Genomic DNA, 23,703 nt, shown 5'->3' on the forward strand with positions numbered 1-23,703 from the left:
GATGGTGGGCATGAGCAAGGCCGCGGACAACCTGGACTGGCTCCTGGACGACCTGGTCGACCGCGTCGTGGGCGCCAGCCACGCGATCGTGCTGTCGGCCGACGGACTGCTGCTCGGACGCTCCCGGGGACTGATCTCGGACGACGCCGAGCACCTTTCCGCGGTGGCCTCCGCGTTCCAGAGCCTGGCCCGGGGCACCGGGCGCCACTTCGGCGGCGGCGACGTCCGTCAGACCGTGGTGGAGATGGAGCACTCGTACCTGTTCGTCACCGCGGCGGGCACCGGGGCCTGTCTGGCCGTCCTGGCGACCGAGGACGCCGACGTCGGACTGGTCGCCTACGAGATGAACCTCCGAGTCAAGAGGGTGGGTCAGTTCCTCACCGCGCCACCACGGCGCCCGGGCCACCTGACGGCCATGGGAGGCGGGAGTTCGTGAACACCCCAGGCGAACAGCGCGGCGGTCCGCTGTCGAGCGTGGCGCCTGTGCCGGGGGACCGGGAGGGTGTGGGCGGCCCCGCACGGCGCACACACCCCACCTGGCACCGAGGTCGGGGCCACCCCACCTCCGAGGGTCCCTCCGCCGGGATCACTCCGGGGGACGCCCCCGCCGGGCCGCTGGTCCGCCCCTACACGATGACCCGGGGGCGGACCCGGCCCGGCAGCGCGGGGCGCGGACTGGACCTGATCACGATCGTGATGGCCGCCCGCGACCTTGACGACCGCGTCCGGGACCCCGAGCTCCAGGCGATCCTGACCCTGTGCCGGAGGCCCATCTCGGTCGCGGAGATCTCCGCGCGCCTGGACATCCCCCTGACAGTGGTCAAGGTGCTCCTCGGAGACCTGGTGGCCGAGGGGGACGTCCACACCCGGGCAGCGATGCCCGTGACCCAGCTTCCCGAGAAGAAAGTACTTCAGGCGGTACTCGATGGCATCCGCAGACTCTGAGAACCGACCGGGGGCGCAGGAAGCGCGTGAGGCGCCGGAGGCGATACCCCAAGCGGTCAAGATCATCATCGCCGGAGGGTTCGGCGCAGGAAAGACGACGATGGTGGCCTCCGTCAGCGAGATCACCCCGCTCAGTACCGAGGAGGTGATGACCGAGGCCAGTCAGGGGGTCGACGACCTCGGGGGAGTGGAGAACAAGACCACCACGACGGTCGCGCTGGACTTCGGACGCATCACCATCAACGAGGACATCGTGCTGTACCTGTTCGGTACGCCGGGACAGGACCGCTTCTGGTTCATGTGGGACGAGCTGGTGGAGGGCGCCCTGGGCGCCGTCGTGCTGGCCGACACCCGTCGTCTGGACACCTGTTTCCACGCGGTGGACTTCTTCGAACGCCGGGGCGTGCCGTTCGTGGTCGCGGTCAACCAGTTCGACGGCGCGGCCCACTACGAGGCGGAGGAGGTGCGGGAGGCGCTGGACATTCCGGCGGACGTGCCGCTGCTGATGGCGGACGCCAGGGAGCGGGAGTCGTCCAAGGAGGTCCTCGTCCAGTTGGTGACCCACGTCATCAACAGCCGCCGCCCGGTGCTCAGCGGTTGACCGGGCGACCCCGCCAGTCCGAGCCGGGTCGGTCCGTTGTACGTTCGGGAGAAACGCCCGTGAATGTGGTGTTGAACGCTACAATGTCGCGGCAGTGACCACCCGCTTTGACAGCGCGCCCCATCCACTTCTCGTCTGAATCCTGGTATGCGAAACTCTGACCGACTTCCCCCACGCGAACTGCCCAAGCGGCGTTCCGGACGCCACCGCAACCCGCTGTCCTTCGACAACTGGTTCGGTACCCCCACCCTGATCATGGCGGTCCCGGGCACGGCCGAACAGGCCAGGGACGCCGACGGTGAGTTGATCGGTGCCCGAATGGCCGATCTCGTCCGGGCCTACCGCCCCGAGGTGACGATCAGGTTCGGGCACACCGAGGGCCACGAACTGGGTATCGGTGAGGCCCTGGCCGGTCTGGAGGAGTCCGAGGGCCGACCGCTCGCCGGTGTCGTGGTCCCCCTGGTCACGGCTCCGCACGGGGGCACCAACGCCGCGATCGAGACGGCCGTGGCCCAGACCGGCGCGGACGTCCGCGTCACCGAGGGCCTGGGCCCGCACCCCATGCTGGCCGAGGTGCTGCACCTGCGCCTGGCCGAGGCCGGGTTCGTGCGCGCCGACCGTATGCGCCTGATCAGTGTGACCGCCCGCAACACCACCATGGCCGACGGCGTCGTCGTCGGGGCCGTGGGCGGTGAGGGGGCCGTGGGCGCCGCCGGCGTCACCGCCGTCCTGCTCGCGGCGCGGCTGGGGCTGACGGTGCTCCCCGCGGACCTGGAGAACGAGGCCTCGATCGAGCAGGTCGTGGCCCAGCTGCGCCAGGGCGGCTGCCAGCGCCCGGTCATCGCGCCGAGCGCCCTGGGCCCGGAGATCCCGGCCCAGTACCTGGCCGACCTCGCCGAGCGCCACGGCGCCCGGCCCGGTGCTCCCCTGGGGGCGGACAGCCTCCTGGGCAAGATCGCCGCGCTGCGCTACGCCGAGGTGCTCAACTCGCTCGGTGTGGAGCAGCCGCCCACCGCCGAGGAGCTGCCCGCCCCGGTGGGTTCCCGCCACCGTCCGGAGTCCTGATTCCGCGACACGCCCCGCCAGGACCCCGTCGAACAGGGCCGCCCGGACCACCGGGTGGCCCTGTCGCGTTGATCGGGGTGACCTGCTCCTTCACGGCGGATTCGGACCGCCTCCACCCGCGCGCGGCGACCCTCCCCACAAGCTCGTATAACTAGTCGTGATTGTTTGACAACGTACGGCAATGGTTTTTCGATAGCCTCGGCAGGACCGAAAGCCGCCGCGGCACCCCTCCAGGGACGCCCCGGCACCCGCACGGGCTGGAGGGGGCCATGCGAAGAACACACGCGTCCACCCGGACGATCCGCGGGCAGCTCAACCGGATCGTGCTCATCCCGAGCCTGTGCTTCCTCGCGCTCTGGCTCATCGTGGCCACGCTCGGCACCGCCCAGGCCGCACAGCTGATGAGCGCCGTGAGCCAGGCCCGGGAGGGCACCGAGGTCCTGTCCCGGGCCGCGACCGAGCTGCGCGCCGAACGCCGCCTGTCCATGGTCCACCTGGGAGTCCAGGACGGCGGTGGGGAGGCGACCCTCCAGGACGACCTGGAGGAGCAGCGCGACACCACCGACGGCGCCCTCACCGAGGCCGTCTCCCTCGCGGAGAGGCTGGAGGACGGCCGGGACGTCGAGGTGAACCGCAACTCCGCCCTGGTGACCGGCGCCCCGGACCGTTTGGAGGCCCTGCGATCCACGGTCGACGCCCGGACCGCCAACCGGGAGGAGGCCCTCAGCGGCTACGGCGACCTCCTGGGGACCCTCACCGACACGGTCATCGCGCTGCTGCACACCACCGACGGCGGAGAGAACCTCACCGACGCCGTCCTCACCAGGGAACTCCTGGCCGCGCGCGAGGAGTACGCGACCGCCGACGCCCTGCTCGCCGGGGTCATCGCGGCGGAGCGGATGACCTACGAGGAGACGGCGCACTTCACCTTCCTCACCGCCTCCTACCGCGCCACCCTCGACACTGTCAGCCACGCCATGCACCCCAGCGTCCGCGCGGCTCACGAGGCCCTGATCCAGGACGACGTGTGGACCAGGGCCGAGGGGTTCAGCCGCAGGGTCGTGACCCGTCCGCCGGTCGCCCAGAACGACGACGCCCTCCCCGGCCAGGAACCGCTCACCGAGTGGAACTCCGCCATCGACATCGAGGCCAACGACTGGGACACCTCCTCGGCCGTCGCGGCGGGCTCCCTGGACGACATCTCCCGGACCCAGATCGAACGCACCGTGGACCTGGCCTGGAGCGCCGCCCTGCTCAGGGTCACCCTGGGCGTCGCCGCGGCCGCCGTCACCCTGCTCGGCGGCGCGGTGGCCATCGCGCTCGTGGGCCGCTCCTCGCGCCGCCTCACCGAACGCCTCACCTGTCTGCGCGAACAGATCCTGGAGCGGGACGCCGACCTGCCGGACATCATCGAGCGGGCCCAGCGCGGCGACAAGGTCGACGTGGTGGACGAGCTCCCGGCCCTGGACGAGGAGGGCGACGACGAGATCGGCCAGGTGGCCGACGCCTTCGACAGCGCCCAGATCACCGCCGTGGAGGCCGCCGTCCGCCAGGCCGAGATCCGCCGGGGCGCCAACCGGGCCTTCCTGGGGATCGCCTTCCGCAACCAGACCCTGGTCCAACGCCAGCTGCGCCTGCTCGACGAGATCGAGTACAGGGAGCAGGACCCCGAGGCGCTGCGCCGACTCTTCCGCCTGGACCACCTGGCCACCCGTGCCCGCCGCTACGCGGACAACCTCATCATCCTGGGCGGCGGCCAGTCCGCCCGGCGCTGGCGTCAGCCCCGCCCCCTCGTGGACGTGCTGCGCGCCTCCATCGCGGAGACCGAGGACTTCGACCGCGTGCGGCTCACGTCCGCGCCCCGGGTGCTCATGCACGGCCAGGTCGTGGCGGACGTCGTGCACCTCCTGGCCGAGCTGGTGGAGAACGCCACCCAGTTCTCGCCCGCCGGGACCACCGTGGACGTCGGCTGCTCCCCGGTCGGGGGCGGACTGATCGTGGAGATCGAGGACCGCGGACTGGGCATGTCCGAGCAGGGCTACGCGGCGGCCGAGCGCACGCTCACCCGGCCGCCGGAGTTCGACGTCATGGCCCTGCCCGACGACCCGCGACTGGGCCTGTTCGTCGTGGCCCGCCTCGCCGAACGGCACGGCATCCGCGTGTGGCTGCACCCCTCGCCCTACGGCGGCACCCTGGCCACCGCGCTCATCCCGGACAGCCTGCTGGAGCCCGTCGACAACCCGGTCCCGGTCACCGGTGCCCCGGCCGGAGCACCGGCCTTCCCGGGCGTGCTCAGCCACCTGACCAACCACGGGCCGACCCAGCCGACGGGGCCCCAGGGACCGTTCGGCCAGTCCGGGCCCCAGGGGGTCCCCGACCACCACGACCCGCGTTCCCGCACCGGCCCCCAGGCGCGGACCGGCCTCCCCCCGCACACCGGTCCGCAGCCGCACAGCGGTTCCCAGCCCCAGGCCGTGACCCGGCCGCCCAGCGGCGCGCAGTACCGGGTCGGTGCCTCGGACCCGCGGGGTCCGTACGGCGCCTCCGGGGGACAGCTCCCGCACCGTCGATCGGGGCGGCGCGACCGGGACGCCTCCACGGGGCCGTCCGTCCGGTTCGGTGACTCCGGGGAACAGGAGCCCTTCGACCCCGCGCCGTCCGACGCCCCGCCCTTCCCGACACCTCCAGGAGGACACAGTGAGCGCTGAGGGCCGCCACGCCCGTCGCCTGACGGAGCGCGGCGCGGCCGACCGCACCGACGGGAACGGCCCAAGACCCGTGGACGGGGGAGAGGACGCGGAGAACGAGAGGTTCCTGCGGCCCTACGCCGTCGACGTCGGAACCACGGAGCTCGCCGCGCCGCCCACGACGGCCGCCACCGAACTGGACCTGCTCACCCTCGTGGTGGCCGCCCGCACCCCCGGGCACCACGAGTGGCTGCGTCCCGAACGGGAGGCCATCCTCAACCACGCCAGGCGGGCGCGGACCGTGGCGGAGCTGGCCGCCGAGGTCGGGCTCCCCATGGGGCAGGTGCGTTCGATGGTCACCGGCATGGTCTCCGAGGGATCGCTCCAGTGCTGCGGCCCCTCCCGGCCGCTGGGCCGCGAGGACATCCTGCACGCCGTGCTCGTCGGACTGCGCTCCCTGTGACCCTCGGCCGCGCGGCCCGTGTTCGACGTCACCCGGTGCCACCGCTCCCGACACCGGGTTGCTAGCGTGCGCCCATGCGCAGCACCGAACACATCGGCATCATCGGAGCGGGGATCGTCGGACTGGCCCTGGCCCGCCACATCACCCTCCACCGCCCCGGCACCCGGGTCACCGTCCTCGAGAAGGAGAACCGGGTCGCCGCGCACCAGACCGGCCACAACAGCGGCGTCGTCCACGCGGGGCTCTACTACCGCCCCGGGTCGCTCAAGGCGACCCTCTGCCGGAGGGGGGTCGGCCTGCTCAGGGACTACTGCGCGGAGAACGACCTGCCCTACGAGGAGGCGGGCAAGCTCCTCGTCGCGGTGAACTCCGAGGAGGAGGCGCGCCTGGACGACATCGAGGCGAAGGCGAAGGAGAACGGGGTCCCCGGCGTCACCCGCCTCGGCCCCGACGGACTGCGCGAGGTCGAACCCCACGCGGTCGGGGTCGGGGCGCTGCACTCGCCCACCACCGCCATCACGGACTTCGTCGCGGTCGCGGAGCAGCTCGCGGACGACGTGCGCCGTTCCGGGGGCCGGGTCCTGCTCAACACGCCGGTCATCGACCTCCGCCAGGATCTCGACGGCACCGAGGCCCTCACCGGTGACCCCAAGGGGGAGCGGGTCATCCACCGGTTCGACCGGATGGTCCTGTGCGGCGGACTCCAGAGCGACCAGCTCGCCCGGATGGCCGGAGGCGGTACCGACCCGCGGGTCGTCCCCTTCCGGGGCCACTACCACGAGCTCGTCCCGGAACGCCGCGACCTCGTGCGGGGGCTGCTCTACCCGGTACCCGACCCCCGGTACCCGTTCCTCGGCGTGCACCTGACCCGTCACGTGCACGGCGAGGTCATGGCCGGACCCAACGCCATCCTGGCCCTGGCCCGGGAGGGGTACCGCGCCCGCGACCTGCACGCCCGTGAGTTCGCGCAGACACTCGCCTGGCCCGGCTTCTGGCGTCTGGCCCGCCAGCACTGGACCGTGGGCGCGCGGGAGACCCTGGTCTCGGCCTCCAAGGCCGTGTTCGCCGGGCAGGCCCGCCGCCTGCTCCCCGAGCTCACCGCCGCCGACCTGCGCCCGGCGCCCGCCGGGGTGCGGGCCCAGGCCCTGGGCCGGGACGGCGGCCTCCTGGACGACTTCCATGTGGACACCCACGGCCGGGTCGTGTGTGTGCGCAACGCCCCGTCCCCGGCGGCGACCTCGTCCCTGGCGATCGCGGAGTTCCTGTACGACCACCACGTCGACGGGGCGCGCTAGGCCCCGGGCCTCCCGGGGACGAGAACCCCCGGGAGGCACTCCGGCGGGTGTGTCGGAGCGGAGTTATCCACAGGTTCGAGGACACTCTGGTACTGGCCGCCCGCCCGGCGGAGCATGGAATCACCGGTCACTCGGGACGGTCCCGAGACCAACCGGTGGAGGTGACCATGCGACTGACCAGGTGGGCCCCGGTGGCCCTCGCCACCGTGCTCGCACTCGTTCTCACGGCGGCCGTGTCCGCCGTCGGCCCCCGAGGAGGACCCTTGGACGGATTCACCATCGGCCACCTGCCCGCGAAGGTCGGCCCCCAGGCCTCGGCCTCGGACTTCAGCTACGAGTGGGGGGAGGTCTCCTTCACCCAACGGGCCTGGGAACAGGCCAAGGAGGGCGGAGGGTTCGAGGTGCTGCTCCAGGTGCTGGTCCTGAGGAGCGAGGAGTTCACCGACCTGGACGCGGTCCGTACCTTCCTCACCCGCTACCACGAGCGCGACGCGGACACCTGGGAGCTCGGGGAGTTCGACAACAACGGCACCGGAGGACTGTACGGCGGCGCCGAGGCCTTCTGGACCCCCGCACCGGGGGTCGCCGTCGAGGTCAGGGACCCCTTCGGCCTCATCGGGGAGGAGGAGGTCCTGGCCACCGCACGGGGCGTGGAGGTTCAGGAGAACCCCGCCTAGGCCGCTGGCCCGGAGCCCCGGGCCAGCGTCACGGAGACCCCGGCCCCGGGCGGGCGGCCCGGGTCAGCAGCCGGCGAGGACCTCACGCAGCGCGGTCTCCTCGTCGGGGTCCGCGGTCAGGTCCCACTTGTGCTTGACCTCGATCCAGGACACCACGTAGTCGCAGTGCGAGGACTCCAGCGGCGGCATCCAGTTCGCCGGGTCCGCGTCACCCTTGGCCCGGTTGGTCGAGGCGCTCACCGCCCACAGCTGTGAGGAGTCGAGGTCGTTGGCGAACTTCTGACGCTCCTCGGTCGACCAGGCGTGGGCACCCGACCGCCACCCCTCCTTGAGCGCCACCATGTGGTCGATGTCGATGTCCTGCGCGTCGGTGTAGGTCTCGCCGTCGTAGGGGCTGTACCAGGAACCGGAGGTCGGCTGGCAGTTGTCGTTGGTCAGGACGTCCTCACCGTCACGGAGCAGCACGACCTGGCGGGTGGAGCAGTTGTCCTGGACCCCGGAGTCCCAGTGCGGGAAGAGGGCGCGGTCGTATCCGGGCGGGTCGTTCTCCTCCTCGATCCGGATCTCCTCCAACCGCTCCCTGGCCTGGTCGACGTCGGAAGAGCTCGTCTCGGGGGCGCTCTGCTGCTCGGTGGCGGGTTCGCCCGACTCCAGGTCGATCACGCCCAGCTGTTGCAGGACGAATGCGGCGAGCACGAGGACGCCGACGACGGTACTGATGATCGCGGTCAGCCGGGAGGTGGGCTTCCCACCCTTGGCGGGGGTTCGGGGGGAGGATTTCTGGGCCATCAGGGAACTCCAACACTGTCTTGCCTCCCGGGACGGGCGGTCGTCCGATCCGGGTCCCTCCAGCTTGGCCCATCACGGGGCCGGACCGTAACAGCACCCGGGGTCAGTATTCCCTGGCGGGGCGGTGCCGGAGGGACACCGGTCCCTCCTTCGGATCACCGCCGCCCGAAGCGTTCCGCCGCCGTCAGCCCCCTGCCTCCGCTCCGGCCCCGCGCCCGGACCACCCCTCCAGCGCACGGACGAAGCCCTCCACCAGCACGGCGAAGCTCTCGTCGACGTCCTCCGGGAGCCCGAAGCCGCCGCGGGTCTCCAAGTCGACGAATCCGTGTACGGCGCTGCGCAGGGCGCGGATGGTGTGCACCATCCGCGCCTCGGGGATCGAGAACCCGCGCAGCACCGCGGCGATCACCTCCACGGGACGCGCGAACCCCGCCTGGGCCTCGGTGTCCGACGGCGCCGGGGCCCGTTGGATCGACGCGTAGCGGCCCGGGTGCTCCAGCGCGTACCGGCGGTAGGCGTCGAACAGCGCCCGGACGGCCCCCGGCCCCGACCGGCCGACCGCGGCGGACCGGAGTCGCTCCGCGAGTTCGGACACCGCGAGCAGGGACACCTCCCGGAGCAGCCCGTCCAACCCGTCGACGTGCTTGTACAGACTCGGTGTCGCCACGCCCAACCGCTTGGCCAGCGCGGCCAGGGACAGGGCGTCGAACCCGCGTTCGTCGATGAGCGAGGCCGCCTCCGCGGTGACCACTCCGGGGGTCAGCCCTGCCCTAGGCAACGGCTTCCACCCTCTCGATCAGCTCCTCCAGCGCGGGGACGACCACGTCGGGCCGCTGAGACTGCGCGTAGTGCCCGCACTCGGGGACCATGACCACGCGGCCGCCCACCACGGAGGCCACCCAGTCGGCCTCGGCACGGGGATCCTTCCAGTCGGGGTCCAGCTCGCCCATGATCACCACGGCCGGGGCCGTCAGCCCGCCCGCGTCGTCGACCGTCTCGTTGGGCGCCTCGATGGTCCTGGCCACGGCCCGACGCCGCTCGACGGGGCGGAGCATCGCGTGGACCCGGGCCTTCTGCTCCGCGTGGCCCTCCGGAACGCGTCCCTTGTGCAGGGAGTCGTAGAACATCGTCAGGGCCCTGGCCGTCCAAGGCCCGGAGACGAGGACCTTCAGCGCGGCCCGTGTCAGTCGGCTCGTGGCCGCCGGGCGCAGGAAGGGGCCGAGCAGGGCGATCCCGCCGACGAGGTCGGGCCGGTCCAGCGCCGCGATGGTCGCGGCGGCGGCTCCCATGGAGTTGCCCGCGATCACCACCCTTCGTCCGCCGAGCTCCTCGGCCAGGGCGACGACGTCACCGGCGGTCGCGCGACTGTCGTACCGGTCGAAGGCGGCGTCGCTGTCACCGTGGCCGCGCAGGTCCATGACGGCCACGCGGTGTCCGGACCGGGCCAGCGCGGCGGCGACGAACCGGAAGGAGGAGCGGTGGTCGAACATGCCGGGCACGCAGATCACGAGGCCTCCGGTGTTCCCGGCTCCGTACAGGTCGTAGGCGATCCGACCCTCGGGGCGGCGCAGGTGGTGCATGACGGTCTCCTTCGTCCATGGCCCGAACCCAGTGGCTCATGCCCATAGCCATAAAGCTAATGGCATTAGCCAACGGCGTCAAGGGGCCGCGTCAGGGCACCGCTCCCACACGTCTGACCGGACCCCTTCGCACGCGTGAACTGGACCGACGCCCGGCCGGTAGCGTGGCCGTGTGAGGGATATCGGGGTGCTCCACACACGCACCCGCCCTTACACTGCTAGGCAGATCGGGCCGAAGGGCCCGCCTACACAACAGAGAGCCACACAGTGATCGACATCATCGACGAACTCCAGTGGCGCGGCCTGATCGCGCAGACGACCGACCTTGACGCACTCCGCAAGGCGCTGGCCGATGGTCCGATCACCCTCTATTGCGGATTCGACCCCACCGCGGGCAGCCTGCACGTAGGACACCTCACCCAGGCGCTCACCCTGGCCCGCTTCCAGCAGGCCGGGCACCGGCCCATCGCCCTCGTCGGCGGTGGCACGGGCCTCATCGGTGACCCCAAGCCCAACGCCGAGCGTCAGATGAACTCGGTGGAGACGGTGCGGGGCTGGGTCGGGAACCTGGCCGGGCAGCTCTCCGCGTTCCTGCGCTTCGCCCCGGAGGGCGAGCAGGCCGGCCCGACCGACGCGGTCCTCGCCAACAACGGCGACTGGCTGGGGGAGATCAACGCGATCGAGCTGCTCCGTGACGTGGGCAAGCACTTCAGCATCAACCAGATGCTGGCCCGCGAGACGGTGAAGAGCCGCCTCGACGGAGAGGGCATGAGCTACACCGAGTTCAGCTACGTCCTCCTCCAGTCCTACGACTTCGTCGAGCTCTACCGGCGCTACGGCTGCACGCTCCAGACCGGCGGCTCCGACCAGTGGGGCAACATCACCGCGGGCCTGGACCTGGTCCGCCGGATCGAGGGCAACGAGCCGCACGGCCAGGCGCACGGCCTGACCACGAACCTGCTCACGAAGGCCGACGGCACCAAGTTCGGCAAGACCGAGACCGGGACGGTCTGGCTCGACCCCGAGCTGACCTCGCCGTACGCCTTCTACCAGTTCTGGTTCAACGCGGACGACCGCGACGTCATCCGCTACCTCAAGGTGTTCAGCTTCCTCTCGCGTGAGGAGATCGAGGACCTGGAGCGCCAGACGGAGGAGCGCCCGCAGGCCCGCGCGGCCCAGCGCACCCTCGCTGAGGCGCTGACCACGCTGGTCCACGGCGAGGAGGAGACCCGCAAGGTCAAGGACGCCAGCCTCGCGCTGTTCGGCCGCGCGGACCTGACGGAGCTCGACGGCCGCACCCTGGAGGCCGCCCTGGCCGAGGTGCCCAAGGCCGAGGTCGACGGTCCGGTCGCCGAACTGCTGGTCACCGACCTCTTCGCGCAGAGCGGGCTGACGCCCAGCAAGTCGGCGGCCCGACGCGCCATCCAGGAGGGCGGCGCCTACGTGAACAACGTGAAGGTCACCGACGTCGAGGCCAGGCTCAGCGCTGAGGACGTGCTCGCCGATCGCTTCGTCGTGCTCCGCAAGGGCAAGCGCAACATCGGTGGCGTCGTCCTTCAGGGCTGACCCACCGGTGAACGAGGGCCGGTCTCCCAGGTGGGGGACCGGCCCTTCCCCGTTCCTCCGTCCGTGGGCGGAACGAGGCGGAAGTTTGACTCCGGGATGATCCGGGCACGACAGTCCATGTCTGACCAGAGCCGACGTACCGGCGCGTGCCTGGTGTGAGGACCGCGCGCCGAGGTGCCAGAGGCCCGGATCGCCGTGAGGGCGCCCGTTCCGGGTCCCGGTTTGACGTCCGCACACGATCCCCCTACACTCGAACGAGTCGCTGCGGGACGGCGAGCGGGACCTTTATGGTTTCGACTCGGAACCGGGCCGCGATCACAGACATCCTCCCGAAGCAGAGTGGTTCGAGCAGTCGCTCGGAGCATGTAGGCTCGGGGAGTTGCCTCAAAAGCCCGGCGGAAACGCAGAGCGGACGAGGCACCGGGAATTCTTTCTCCGGATCAGGTTTGAAAGCGAAAACGCCGATTTGGCGGGGCGCGGAACACCTGATAAAGTAAAGACACAACACAGCGTAGAAGCCGCTAAAGCGGTGGAAACGCAGAGGCCTTCTCCGGAAGAGCAGACGGAACCTTGAGGTTCTGGCGCTTGTACGGGAAGAGCGATTGTTTCTTGAGAACTCAACAGCGCGTGTTTGATTTTCTTTAAGCCATGTTTGTTTTGGCCCCGACGCACTTCGGTGCGTAGGGTTCCTTTGATTAACCAACGCGAGTTGGTTGGTCAGGATTTCTTCTAGGTTTACTCGCCCCAGGCTGACCTCTGGTCGCCGGGACGGGTTGTTTGACCTTTATGGAGAGTTTGATCCTGGCTCAGGACGAACGCTGGCGGCGTGCTTAACACATGCAAGTCGAGCGGTAAGGCCCTTCGGGGTACACGAGCGGCGAACGGGTGAGTAACACGTGAGCAACCTGCCCCTGACTCCGGGATAAGCGGTGGAAACGCCGTCTAATACCGGATACGACCCGCCACCTCATGGTGGAGGGTGGAAAGTTTTATCGGTCAGGGATGGGCTCGCGGCCTATCAGCTTGTTGGTGGGGTAACGGCCTACCAAGGCGATTACGGGTAGCCGGCCTGAGAGGGCGACCGGCCACACTGGGACTGAGACACGGCCCAGACTCCTGCGGGAGGCAGCAGTGGGGAATATTGCACAATGGGCGAAAGCCTGATGCAGCGACGCCGCGTGGGGGATGACGGCCTTCGGGTTGTAAACCTCTTTTACCACCAACGCAGGCTCCACGTTCTCGTGGGGTTGACGGTAGGTGGGGAATAAGGACCGGCTAACTACGTGCCAGCAGCCGCGGTAATACGTAGGGTCCGAGCGTTGTCCGGAATTATTGGGCGTAAAGAGCTCGTAGGCGGCATGTCGCGTCTGCTGTGAAAGACCGGGGCTTAACTCCGGTTCTGCAGTGGATACGGGCATGCTAGAGGTAGGTAGGGGAGACTGGAATTCCTGGTGTAGCGGTGAAATGCGCAGATATCAGGAGGAACACCGGTGGCGAAGGCGGGTCTCTGGGCCTTACCTGACGCTGAGGAGCGAAAGCATGGGGAGCGAACAGGATTAGATACCCTGGTAGTCCATGCCGTAAACGTTGGGCGCTAGGTGTGGGGACTTTCCACGGTTTCCGCGCCGTAGCTAACGCATTAAGCGCCCCGCCTGGGGAGTACGGCCGCAAGGCTAAAACTCAAAGGAATTGACGGGGGCCCGCACAAGCGGCGGAGCATGTTGCTTAATTCGACGCAACGCGAAGAACCTTACCAAGGTTTGACATCACCCGTGGACCTGTAGAGATACAGGGTCATTTAGTTGGTGGGTGACAGGTGGTGCATGGCTGTCGTCAGCTCGTGTCGTGAGATGTTGGGTTAAGTCCCGCAACGAGCGCAACCCTTGTTCCATGTTGCCAGCACGTAATGGTGGGGACTCATGGGAGACTGCCGGGGTCAACTCGGAGGAAGGTGGGGACGACGTCAAGTCATCATGCCCCTTATGTCTTGGGCTGCAAACATGCTACAATGGCCGGTACAATGGGCGTGCGATACCGTAAGGTGGAGCGAATCCCTTAAAGCCGGTCTCAGTTCGGATTGGGGTCTGCAACTCGACCCCATGAAGGTGGAGTCGCTAGTAATCGCGGATCAGCAACGCCGCGGTGAATACGTTCCCGGGCCTTGTACACACCGCCCGTCACGTCATGAAAGTCGGCAACACCCGAAACTTGTGGCCTAACCCTTCGGGGAGGGAATGAGTGAAGGTGGGGCTGGCGATTGGGACGAAGTCGTAACAAGGTAGCCGTACCGGAAGGTGCGGCTGGATCACCTCCTTTCTAAGGAGTCTTTTGAAGACCAACACCTTTCTATCGTTGGTCGGACTCGAAAGTGGACCTCACATCCTTCGGGGTGATGGGGAGTGGCTGAAGTGAAATCGAACTTAACCCCTGGCGACTAGAAGCGTCGGGGGGCGCGCTGTTGGGTATCTGAGGAAGCAATCCTTGTGGTTGGTTCCCGCTACCACCTCCAGCAACTCCCACGATCCTGGCCCTTGCGGGTTGGGTTTGTGGTTTGAGGTAGGGGAGTTTGTGGTTGGTGTTTTGATTTGTGAATAGTGTGCGCGAGCATCTTATTATCTGTAGTGGCCAAGTGATAGTGGCACACGGTGGATGCCTTGGCATCAGGCGCCGATGAAGGACGTGGGAGGCCACGATAGGCCGCGGGGAGCTGTCAACCGAGCTTTGATCCGCGGGTGTCCGAATGGGGAAACCTAGCCCGAGTTGTGTCGGGTTGCCGCTACCTGAATGTATAGGGTAGTTGGTGGTGACGCGGGGAAGTGAAACATCTCAGTACCCGTAGGAAGAGTAAACAACAGTGATTCTCCTAGTAGTGGTGAGCGAACGGGGAAGAGGCTAAACCGTGCGCGTGTGATAGACGACAGTCGTTGCGTGTGCGGGGTTGTGGGATGCATCTTTTCAGGTCTGTCGGCCTGGAGCGCTGATGATTTTTCTAGCTGAATCCGTTGGGAAGCGGTACCGGAGTGGGTGAGAGTCCCGTAGGTGAAGGAAGAGTCTAGGTGTTGATGTTCTCCCGAGTAGCGCGGAGCCCGAGAAATTCCGTGTGAATCTGGCAGGACCACCTGCTAAGCCAAAATACGTCCTGATGACCGATAGTGCACTAGTACCGTGAGGGAAAGGTGAAAAGTGCCCCGGTGAGGGGTCGTGAAATAGTACCTGAAACCGTGTGCTGTCAAGCCGTCAGAGCAGTCCTTCGGGGTTGTGATGGCGTGCCTTTTGAAGAATGAGCCTGCGAGTCATGGTGTGTGGCGAGGTTAACCCGGGTGGGGTAGCCGTAGGGAAACCGAGTCTGAATAGGGCGTTTGAGTCGCATGCTGTGGACCCGAAGCGGAGTGATCTACCCATGTCCAGGGTGAAGCGGGGGTAAGACCTCGTGGAGGCCCGAACCCACCAGAGTTGAAAATCTGGGGGATGAGGTGTGGGTAGGGGTGAAAGGCCAATCAAACTCCGTGATAGCTGGTTCTCCCCGAAATGCATTTAGGTGCAGCGTCGCGTGTTTCTTGCTGGAGGTAGAGCTACTGTTTGGCTGATGGGCCCTACAAGGTTACTGACGTCAGACAAACTCCGAATGCCGGTTAAGTGAAGCGTGGCAGTGAGACTGCGGGGGATAAGCTTCGTAGTCGAGAGGGAAACAGCCCAGATCATCAGCTAAGGCCCCTAAGCGTGTGCTAAGTGGGAAAGGTTGTGGAGTTGCCCAGACAACCAGGAGGTTGGCTTAGAAGCAGCCATCCTTTAAAGAGTGCGTAATAGCTCACTGGTCAAGTGGTTCTGCGCCGATAATGTAGCGGGGCTTAAGTACACCGCCGAAGCTGTGAAGTCCAAGTTTATTCTTGGGTTGGTAGGGGAGCGTCGTGCATCCAGTGAAGCTGCCGAGTGATCGAGTGGTGGAGGGTGTGCGAGTGAGAATGCAGGCATGAGTAGCGAAAGCAACGTGAGAAACGTTGCCGCCGATTGACTAAGGGTTCCTGGGGCAGGTTAATCCGCCCAGGGTGAGTCTGGACCTAAGGCGAGGCCGACAGGCGTAGTCGATGGATAACGGGTTGATATTCCCGTACCCGTGCACGAGCGTCCAGTATCGAATCAGGTGATGCTAACCACGCTGGTTCTTGGTGGTCCCTTCGGGGAGTGCCTCTGAACTGGTCTGGGACCCGAGCTTGTAGTAGGTAAGTGATGGGGTGACGCAGGAGGGTAGCTCTACCCGGCGGTGGTTGTCCGGGGGTAAGCGTGTAGGCCGAGGGGTAGGTAAATCCGCCTCTCATGAAGGTTGAGACGTGATGCCGAGCCGTTTTTGGCGAAGTGAGTGATCCCATGCTGTCGAGAAAAGCCTCTAGCGAGTTCGTGTGTGGCCAGTACCCTAAACCGACGCAGGTGGTCAGGTAGAGAATACCGAGGCGTTCGGGTGAACCATGGTTAAGGAACTCGGCAAATTGTCCCCGTAACTTTGGGAGAAGGGGAGCCCTGTCCGGTGAAGAAGCATGCCTTCGGAGCTGGGTGGGGTCGCAGATAGCGGGGGGAAGCGACTGTTTATTAAAAACACAGGTCCGTGCGAAGTCGTAAGACGCTGTATACGGACTGACGCCTGCCCGGTGCTGGAACGTTAAGAGGACTGGTTAGTGGGTTTCGGCCCGCGAAGCTAGGAATCTAAGCGCCAGTAAACGGCGGTGGTAACTATAACCATCCTAAGGTAGCGAAATTCCTTGTCGGGTAAGTTCCGACCTGCACGAATGGCGTAACGACTTCCCCACTGTCTCAACCATGGGCCCGGTGAAATTGCACTACGAGTAAAGATGCTCGTTTCGCGCAGCAGGACGGAAAGACCCCGGGACCTTCACTATAGCTTGACATTGGTGTTTGGGATGGTTTGTGTAGGATAGGTGGGAGCCTGTGAGACTGTCACGCTAGTGGCGGTGGAGGCGTTGGTGAAATACCACTCTGACTGTTTCGGGCATCTAACTTTGGACCGTGATCCGGTTCGGGGACAGTGTCTGGTGGGTAGTTTAACTGGGGCGGTTGCCTCCCAAAGAGTAACGGAGGCGCCCAAAGGTTCCCTCAGCCTGGTTGGTAATCAGGTGTTGAGTGTAAGTGCACAAGGGAGCTTGACTGTGAGACGGACGTGTCGAGCAGGAGCGAAAGCTGGGACTAGTGATCCGGCACCGGCGTGTGGAAGCGGTGTCGCTCAACGGCTAAAAGGTACCCCGGGGATAACAGGCTGATCTTCCCCAAGAGTCCATATCGACGGGATGGTTTGGCACCTCGATGTCGGCTCGTCGCATCCTGGGGCTGGAGTTGGTCCCAAGGGTTGGGCTGTTCGCCCATTAAAGCGGCACGCGAGCTGGGTTTAGAACGTCGTGAGACAGTTCGGTCCCTATCCGCTGTGCGCGTTGGAGACTTGAGAAGGGCTGTCCCTAGTACGAGAGGACCGGGACGGACGAACCTCTGGTGTGCCAGTTGTCCTGCCAAGGGCATGGCTGGTTGGCTACGTTCGGGAGAGATAACCGCTGAAAGCATCTAAGCGGGAAGCTTGCTTCGAGATGAGGTCTCCTGCCTCCTTGAGAGGGTAAGACTCCCTGTAGACGACAGGGTTGATAGGCCGGGTGTGGAAGCCTTGTGAGGGGTGGAGCTGACCGGTACTAATAGGTCGAGGGCTTGTCCGCTGCAGATAATTGGATGTTCGCGCACACTTTGTTCACGAAGCTTGCTCGTGGCTGTCATTCCCTTTCGGGGTTGAGTGGTGGTTGTGGGTGTTGGTTTCCGTGGTGGTTTTGGCAGGAGGGTCACACTCGGTCTCATTCCGAACCCGGTCGTTAAGTCTCCTTGCGCTGATGGTACTGCCCTGTGATGGGGTGGGAGAGTAGGTCGCCGCCACGGTTTTTCTTGGAAGGGGAGGGGAAGGGTTCACGCCTTGGGGTGTGGGTTCTTCTCCTTCTCTTTTTTGTTGTCCTGGTTTGTGCGTTTGTGAAAATGGTGGTGGGCGGGTCTGTGTGGGTGGGGGTTGGCCATGGCGGGCTGTGAAGCCTGTGGACAACCACACACACGGGTCACATCGTCGTGTGCTGCGGCTTTGGTGATGTGCGCCTACGCCATGTCGTAAGCTGGAGGATACGAGTACTACTACGCGCTGCTACTGCTCAAGGTGGCAGCGCTTTTGAGTGTTGACGGACGGGTTGGATGACTGAGGACAGCCGATCGGGAGACCGCGAGGACTCCGGAGCAAACGACCACAGCGGTAGCCGCTCCGGTGAGCCTGGCGGTCGCGGGCGCGGTGACGATTCCCGTCCCCGGTCTGGCTACAGGGGCTCCCGGGACGACAACAGAGGCGGTTCCGGCGGCGGTGAACGCCGCAACTTCCGTGGCGGCGACGACCGCCGTGGCGGCTTCCGCCGTGATGACCGCGGAGGCGACCGAGGCGGATCCGGCGGCGAGCGTCGTGACGACCGCGGAGGTTTCCGTGGCCGCGACGACCGCAGGGACGACCGTGGCGGCAGGCGCGACGACGACCGTCGTGGTGGTGGCCGTGACTTCCGTGGCGGCGACGACCGCCGTGGTGGTCACCGTGGCGGCCCCGGCGGGGATCGCCGTGACGACCGTGGTGGTTACCGTGGCGGCCCCGGCGGGGATCGCCGTGACGACCGTGGTGGTTACCGTGGCGGCGAAGGCCAGCGCGGTGGTTACCGTGGCGGCCCCAGCGGGGAACGTCGTGACGACCGCGGTGGTTACCGCGGTGACCGGGACCGTCAGGACGGCCGCCGCGACGACCGTAGGGACGACCGCGGGGGCTACCGTGGGCGCGACGACCGTCAGGGCGGCGGGCGTGACTTCCGCGGCCGCGACGGACGGGACGACCGTGGCGGCAACCGGAACAACCGGGGCCGCGACTTCCAGCGGGACGACCGGCGACCGCAGCGGGACAACCGCCGTGACGACCGTCGCGACGATCGTCGTGACGACCGCGACCCGGCCGACATCGCTCCGCCGCTGCCGGACGAGGCCACCTACGACCAGCTGGACAAGGACACCAAGCGCGACCTGCACTCGCTGCCCAAGACCCTGGCCGAGCTGGTCGGCAAGCACATCGTGGCTGCCGGAATCATGGTGGACGAGGACCCGGAGCGCGCCTACAAGCACGCCGCGTACGCCCGTCGCAAGGCCTCCCGTCTGCCCACGGTCCGCGAGGCCTCGGGTATCGCCGCCTACACGGTGGGCAAGTGGCAGGAGGCCCTGTCCGACCTGCGTGCGGCCCGCCGGATGAGTGGTCGGGACACCTTCCTCGCGATCATGGCCGACTGTGAGCGCGGCCTGGGCCGCCCCGAGCGCGCCCTGGAGATCACCAACGACCCGGCCGCCAAGGACCTGGACGCCGACGAGCGCATCGAGCTGCGGATCGTCGCCGCCGGTGCCCGCCGTGACATGGGTGACGTGAAGGCGGCCCTGGCGGAGCTCCAGGTTCCGGAGCTCAAGGAGCGCCGGGCCCGTCCGTACGTGGCCCGACTCTTCTACGCCTACGCCGACGTCCTGGAGGAGCTGGGCCGCAAGGAGGACGCCCGCGAGTACTTCGCGCGCGCCTCCTCCGTGGACCGCGAGGGCGTCACCGACGCGGACGAGCGTCTGGCCGCGATCGAGGGTGTCGAGCTGGTCGACAGCGACGTCGAGGACGGGGTCGTCTGGACCGACGTCGAGGAGGAGGCGGACGAGGCCGCGGCCGAGGCCGAAGCCACCGCCTCCCGCGAGCGTCGCGAGGAGAAGGGCCGGGACCACCGCCGCGACGATCGTCGTGACGACCGCCGAGGCGGCCGTGAGGACCGGGGCTGACCCCCTCGGAACACCGTGACGGAGCGCCGTCGAGTGGCCGGGAGCCACTCGGCGGCGCCGTCGTGTACCTGGGAACGGTCCCTGAGCGGTACGACTCGGTGGTGTGCCTGACCTACCTGGGGAAGCGCCCCCTCATGGTCCGCCATCGACGGCGGGCCTGGGAGTTCCCCGGAGGCCACCGCGAGAGCGGTGAGGACCTGTTCGCCACCGCCCGGCGTGAGGCCTTCGAGGAGGCCGGGGCCACCCTCGCTGACCTCCGGCCCCTGGGGTACTACGTGCTGTCGGGCGGGCACACCACCGTGGTCACGCACGCCCACGTCAGTGAGCTGGAACCCCTCAGCGGTGAGTACGAGACCGTCGAGGTGCGGGCCTTCGACCAGCTTCCTCAGGAGCACGAACTGTCCTGGGCGGACGGTCTGTACGCGCACCTCCTGCGCGTGCTCGGACTGCCCGGCGCCCGCTAGGGCGTCCCGGCCGTCACACACGCACGGCGAGACCCGCCCTCGCGCCCGACCCCCCCGTACATCCGGGGTCGACCTCAGGCCCCCACACGCCTGACGTGGACCCTCTCGACGCCGACCGCCTCGTACCCGAGCCGGTCGTTGATGGCGAGCATCGGCTGGTTGTCCACGTGGTTCTCCGTGTAGGCGTGCGTGATGCCCCGCTCCCGGGCCCGGCGCAGAGCGGAGACCTTGGCGCACCGCGCCAACCCCCGCCCGCGGTACTCGCGCTGGGTGGCTGTCATCGAGGACCCCACACGGGTGTCCCGGTCGGACATGTAGGCGGAGAAGGCGACCGGGTTCCCCTCGTGGAGCATCACCAGGCTGATCTCCAGATCGATCAGCGGGTTCTCCCAGACCGACTGCAGCCAGAACTCGTAGGGGACGAAGTCGTCCTCCGAGTCACCGGGTTCGTCCTCGTCACAGGCCCTGTCGAGCTCGTAGATCGGTCGCGGATCGGCGAAGTCGGTCATCGGGCGCAGCTGGAAGCCCTCCGGCGTCTCTGGCCGGTCCGGCAGTCCGCTGAGGTCCAGGCCGAGGACGTGGTGCTCCTCCCGCACCTCGTACCCGCGTTCCCGGGCCGCCTGACGGAAGAGCTCGCCACCGGCCTGGATCCCCTCCTGCGCACTGTTCACGCGCAGGGTGGTCGCCCCCTTCTCGATCAGGACGGCCTCCGAGGCCGCGAGGAGCCGTTCGACGAGGTCCGCGTTCCGGTGCCCCTCGGCCAGGGCCCCGATGTAGCTGCGGCCCGTGCGGGTCCCGTCCTCGTTGGTCTGCAGACGACTCAGCAGGTGCCCGACCACGGTCTCGCCCTCCACCGCGACCAGGCGGGTGTCGTCCATCCCCGGTAGCGGATGGGCCATCCGCCACCGCATGTGCTGTTCTGTGAGGACCAGGCAGGGGAGGGAGGCGCGGATGAGCGCGTGGGCCTGAGGGGCGTCCTCCGGGCGGAGGTCACGAATCTGGGGGTTCATGCCGGGAGGCTATGCCGACAGGATCCGGACGCGCACGCGAATTACGGCGTACTCCCGTGCGCTCCGCCCCTCAGGGAAGGGGGCTCAGGCCCGCTCCTCCTCCGACTTCCGCTTCGCCTCGGCCTGTTCCTGGGCGAGGCGGTCCAGCCAGTGCACGATCCCGCTCACGTTGGCCTCCGGGCCGCTGAGCGTGTCCAGGACGGCGGCGGACCCGCTCGACGCCCCCGGCGGGAGCGGCCTGTACCGGCTGATCACCTTGTCGCGCACCATCGCGATGGCGTGGTCGAGGTCTCCGCCGGTGTCCCGGGAGTCGCGCACGGTCTCCACCCACAGCCGGAGCTCGCTCTCGGCGCGGTCGATGGTCTCGGTGACGGCGTCGTGCGCGCCGAAGTGGGAGAACATGAGCCGCTGAGCACCGATGTCACCGAACAGGCGCAGGGTGCGCAGGCAGGCCTCCATGTCGAAGTCCGGCGGCGGGGTGGCCGGGCGCAGGTCCCCGGTCAGGGGGTTGTACACGCCGAGGGCGTCACCGACGTACAGGTCACCGGTCCCGGTGTCCACCAGCCCCATGTGGTGCTTGGCGTGGCCGGGCGCGTAGTGGGACACGAGCCTACGGCCGGCGCCGAGGTCGATCTCCCCGGTCTCGCCCACGGACCGGATCCGGGCGGCGTCGGTGGGGTGCATCTGGCCGAACAGGGTGTCCAGCCGTTCGCCCCACACCATCTTCGCGCTGGCCATCAGACGGCTGGGGTCGGCCAGGTGGCGGGCACCGCGCTCGTGCACGACGATCTCGGCGTTGGGGAACAGGGCCGCCATGTCCCCGGTGCCGCCCGCGTGGTCCAGGTGGATGTGGGTGACCACGATGGTGGCGAGGTCCTCGGGGGCCAGCCCGAGCCTGATGACGGCGTCACGCAGGACCGGGGCCGAGCCGGCGGTACCGACCTCGATGATGCAGGGGCGTTCGGTGCGGATGAGATAGGCGGAGACGACCCCGGGATAACCGGCGAGCATCGTGTCGATCGCGTAGATCTCGTCACCGAGCGGAGTGATCCCCTCGGGCAGACCGCTGACGTCCACGTCATCGTGCACGGCGGGCACCCCTCTTCCTCAAGCGTCCTTCGGTCCGCCACGGACCGAACCCGACTCTAGGACAAGGATGTCACGGCAGTTGACGGTGGGGTCGCACCGTTGTCCACAGCCCCGGAAACGCTCTTCCCTCTCCACCCCGCCCAGGTGATCCTGGAACCAGCACACCAGGACAGAAAGGCGCCCTCGTGCTGATACCCACCCCGTCGAAGACCACCCACCCCTCCACCCCCGAGCCCGAACTCACCGAACGCCCCGACGGACACCGGAACGACGTCTTCGTCGTCGGCCGGGTCACCGCCGCCCCCTCGGAACGCGAGCTCCCCAGCGGCGACCGACTGGTCACCTGGCGGATCTGCGTGGCCCGCCCCGAGGTGCCCGGGCGAAGGCGTGCCCGGGCCGACTCGATGACCCTCGTCTCCTTCGACCCACGCCTGTGTGCGGCGGTGGAGGGATGGCGGGTCGGTGACGTGGTCCGGGTGACCGGTGAACTACGCCGCCGGACCTGGCGCGGCTGGAACGGGATCCACAGCGTGCTGGAGGTGGAGGCGGACTCCGCCTCGCGGATACGCGAGGCGGGTCGGTGAAACGGTCACCAGCCCAGTACGCCCAGGGCCTCGGCCGCCGAAGACCCGGGGGGGTCGATCGACTCGTCGGCCCAGACCGCCGCGCACAGCGCGCGCAGGCCGTCCAGCCGGTCGCCCTCCCCGGTCAGGCGGACCGTTCCCCGCACAGAGGTGGCGGTCCATCCCCCGCACTCGGTGCGTGCGGTGTCCCCGTCGACACGGCGCACCGGGCCCGGGTGGGGCTCGTTCATCCCGGACACGTCCCACGACAGGTAGCGGGGGCGCTGGTGGACGGGGGCGGCGAGGACGTCGCGCGGGGTGGCCACCCCGGACAGCACCAGGAGTCCGGCGGCGCCGTGCACGGTGGCACCTTCGATGTCGGTGTCCAGCCGGTCGCCCACGATCAGGGGGTTGCTCGCTCCGGTGCGCATCATGCCCTCCTCGTGGAGGGGGCGCATCGGCTTGCCCGCGACCACGGGCTCCACCCCGGTGGCGTGCGCGATCACGCGCACGAAGGAACCGTTGGCGGGGGTGACCCCCCACTCGGTGGGGGCTGTGGCGTCGGAGTTGCTGGCCACGTAGAACGCGCCCCGCGAGACGGCGAGTGTGCCCTGGTCGAGGAGGTCCCGGGTCATCGACCGCGAGTAGCCCTGCACGACTGCCACCACTGAGTCCGAGGTGACCGTGACGGGGCGAAGTCCCATCCGGCGCACGGCCTGGCGCAGCCCGGTGTCACCGACCACCAGTACCTCGGAACCCTCGGGGAACCGGGCGGCGACCAGGCGCGCCGCCGCCTCGGCGGAGGTCACCACGTCCTCGGGGGCGGCGGGCACGCCCAGCTGGGTCAGGTGCTCCGCGATCCGAGCGGGGGTGCGTCCGGCGTTGTTGGTCACGAAGGCGACCCGGGCTCCGGCGGCACGCGCCTTGCCGACGGCCTCGGGCGCGGCGGGCACGGCAGTGGGGCCGATGTAGACCACACCGTCCAGGTCGAGGAGCATCGCGTCGTGGAGCTCGTTGAGCGGGCGGTCAGCGGCCTGCAACAT

The 23,703-nt window shown here is 68.0% G+C and carries 19 protein-coding genes and 3 rRNA genes; 15 read left to right on the forward strand and 7 right to left on the reverse strand.

What is annotated here, in order from left to right:
• Position 1 precedes the first annotated feature (1 nt).
• The 8 genes from AC0VYL_RS09445 (at position 2) to AC0VYL_RS09480 (ending at position 7,733) form a co-directional block, all read left to right on the forward strand.
• Positions 2 to 436, forward strand: coding sequence for a roadblock/LC7 domain-containing protein (locus tag AC0VYL_RS09445; protein ID WP_378747117.1), 435 nt, complete (start codon positions 2 to 4; stop codon positions 434 to 436).
• On the forward strand, positions 433 to 945 hold the full coding sequence (locus tag AC0VYL_RS09450) for a DUF742 domain-containing protein (RefSeq protein ID WP_475482886.1): 513 nt from the start codon (positions 433 to 435) through the stop codon (positions 943 to 945). Before AC0VYL_RS09445 ends, AC0VYL_RS09450 begins: the two co-directional genes overlap by 4 nt.
• Complete coding sequence (locus AC0VYL_RS09455; RefSeq protein ID WP_475461366.1) at positions 926 to 1,546, forward strand: GTP-binding protein; 621 nt, start codon at positions 926 to 928, stop codon at positions 1,544 to 1,546. The genes AC0VYL_RS09450 and AC0VYL_RS09455 overlap by 20 nt, the downstream gene beginning before the upstream one ends.
• A gap of 147 nt (positions 1,547 to 1,693) precedes the next feature.
• Entirely contained in the window at positions 1,694 to 2,611 is a 918-nt protein-coding gene (locus tag AC0VYL_RS09460) for a sirohydrochlorin chelatase (RefSeq protein ID WP_475482887.1), read from the forward strand.
• 269 nt (positions 2,612 to 2,880) lie between these two features.
• On the forward strand, positions 2,881 to 5,319 hold the full coding sequence (locus AC0VYL_RS09465; RefSeq protein ID WP_475482888.1) for a sensor histidine kinase: 2,439 nt from the start codon (positions 2,881 to 2,883) through the stop codon (positions 5,317 to 5,319).
• On the forward strand, positions 5,309 to 5,761 hold the full coding sequence (locus AC0VYL_RS09470) for a DUF742 domain-containing protein (RefSeq protein ID WP_475461373.1): 453 nt from the start codon (positions 5,309 to 5,311) through the stop codon (positions 5,759 to 5,761). Before AC0VYL_RS09465 ends, AC0VYL_RS09470 begins: the two co-directional genes overlap by 11 nt.
• Positions 5,762 to 5,835: 74 nt before the next feature.
• Entirely contained in the window at positions 5,836 to 7,056 is a 1,221-nt protein-coding gene (gene lhgO / locus AC0VYL_RS09475; RefSeq protein WP_475461376.1) for an L-2-hydroxyglutarate oxidase, read from the forward strand.
• 167 nt (positions 7,057 to 7,223) lie between these two features.
• Entirely contained in the window at positions 7,224 to 7,733 is a 510-nt protein-coding gene (locus AC0VYL_RS09480) for a hypothetical protein (RefSeq protein ID WP_475461379.1), read from the forward strand.
• Positions 7,734 to 7,796: 63 nt separating this feature from the next.
• Here the strand turns inward: AC0VYL_RS09480 and AC0VYL_RS09485 are convergent, their stop codons facing one another.
• From AC0VYL_RS09485 to AC0VYL_RS09495, 3 genes are all read right to left on the reverse strand, one after another.
• Positions 7,797 to 8,522, reverse strand: a complete 726-nt coding sequence (locus AC0VYL_RS09485; RefSeq protein WP_475461382.1) for an HNH endonuclease family protein — start codon at positions 8,520 to 8,522, stop codon at positions 7,797 to 7,799.
• Positions 8,523 to 8,706: 184 nt separating this feature from the next.
• Entirely contained in the window at positions 8,707 to 9,300 is a 594-nt protein-coding gene (locus AC0VYL_RS09490) for a TetR/AcrR family transcriptional regulator (RefSeq protein ID WP_475482889.1), read from the reverse strand.
• Complete coding sequence (locus tag AC0VYL_RS09495; protein ID WP_475461388.1) at positions 9,293 to 10,102, reverse strand: alpha/beta fold hydrolase; 810 nt, start codon at positions 10,100 to 10,102, stop codon at positions 9,293 to 9,295. The genes AC0VYL_RS09490 and AC0VYL_RS09495 overlap by 8 nt, the downstream gene beginning before the upstream one ends.
• 267 nt (positions 10,103 to 10,369) lie before the next feature.
• On the opposite strand from AC0VYL_RS09495, the gene tyrS reads away from it, so the two are divergent.
• From tyrS to rrf, 4 genes are all read left to right on the forward strand, one after another.
• Positions 10,370 to 11,668, forward strand: a complete 1,299-nt coding sequence (tyrS, locus tag AC0VYL_RS09500; RefSeq protein WP_475461391.1) for a tyrosine--tRNA ligase — start codon at positions 10,370 to 10,372, stop codon at positions 11,666 to 11,668.
• Positions 11,669 to 12,451: 783 nt separating this feature from the next.
• Positions 12,452 to 13,984, forward strand: a 16S ribosomal RNA gene (locus AC0VYL_RS09505).
• Between the two features lie 306 nt (positions 13,985 to 14,290).
• Positions 14,291 to 17,380 (forward strand): 23S ribosomal RNA (locus tag AC0VYL_RS09510).
• A gap of 97 nt (positions 17,381 to 17,477) precedes the next feature.
• Positions 17,478 to 17,593, forward strand: a 5S ribosomal RNA gene (rrf, locus tag AC0VYL_RS09515).
• Together the 16S, 23S and 5S rRNA genes form the textbook arrangement of a ribosomal RNA operon.
• Positions 17,594 to 17,836: 243 nt before the next feature.
• On the opposite strand, the gene AC0VYL_RS09520 is transcribed toward rrf, so the two are convergent.
• Positions 17,837 to 18,796, reverse strand: a complete 960-nt coding sequence (locus tag AC0VYL_RS09520) for a hypothetical protein (RefSeq protein WP_475482890.1) — start codon at positions 18,794 to 18,796, stop codon at positions 17,837 to 17,839.
• 3 nt (positions 18,797 to 18,799) lie between these two features.
• Here AC0VYL_RS09520 and AC0VYL_RS09525 point away from each other — a divergent pair, with 3 nt between their 5' ends.
• Both AC0VYL_RS09525 and AC0VYL_RS09530 read left to right on the forward strand, forming a co-directional pair.
• Entirely contained in the window at positions 18,800 to 19,534 is a 735-nt protein-coding gene (locus tag AC0VYL_RS09525) for a tetratricopeptide repeat protein (protein WP_475482891.1), read from the forward strand.
• 62 nt (positions 19,535 to 19,596) lie between these two features.
• Entirely contained in the window at positions 19,597 to 19,998 is a 402-nt protein-coding gene (locus tag AC0VYL_RS09530) for an NUDIX hydrolase (RefSeq protein ID WP_475461398.1), read from the forward strand.
• 74 nt (positions 19,999 to 20,072) lie between these two features.
• Here AC0VYL_RS09530 and AC0VYL_RS09535 read toward each other — a convergent pair whose 3' ends face one another.
• Positions 20,073 to 21,008 (reverse strand): GNAT family N-acetyltransferase, encoded by a 936-nt coding sequence (locus AC0VYL_RS09535; protein WP_475482892.1) that lies wholly within the window; start codon positions 21,006 to 21,008, stop codon positions 20,073 to 20,075.
• 84 nt (positions 21,009 to 21,092) lie between these two features.
• Positions 21,093 to 22,097 carry an MBL fold metallo-hydrolase gene (locus AC0VYL_RS09540; RefSeq protein ID WP_475462988.1) on the reverse strand — a complete coding sequence of 335 codons (1,005 nt, stop codon included), beginning with the start codon at positions 22,095 to 22,097 and terminating at the stop codon, positions 21,093 to 21,095.
• Between the two features lie 191 nt (positions 22,098 to 22,288).
• Between AC0VYL_RS09540 and AC0VYL_RS09545 the strand changes: the two genes are divergently transcribed.
• Positions 22,289 to 22,681: a single-stranded DNA-binding protein gene (locus tag AC0VYL_RS09545; RefSeq protein WP_475483495.1), complete on the forward strand. Its 393-nt coding sequence runs from the start codon at positions 22,289 to 22,291 to the stop codon at positions 22,679 to 22,681.
• Between the two features lie 5 nt (positions 22,682 to 22,686).
• Here AC0VYL_RS09545 and AC0VYL_RS09550 read toward each other — a convergent pair whose 3' ends face one another.
• Positions 22,687 to 23,703: an HAD-IIA family hydrolase gene (locus tag AC0VYL_RS09550; RefSeq protein WP_475482893.1), complete on the reverse strand. Its 1,017-nt coding sequence runs from the start codon at positions 23,701 to 23,703 to the stop codon at positions 22,687 to 22,689.

Source organism: Nocardiopsis sp. iso_238 (assembly GCF_056173325.1).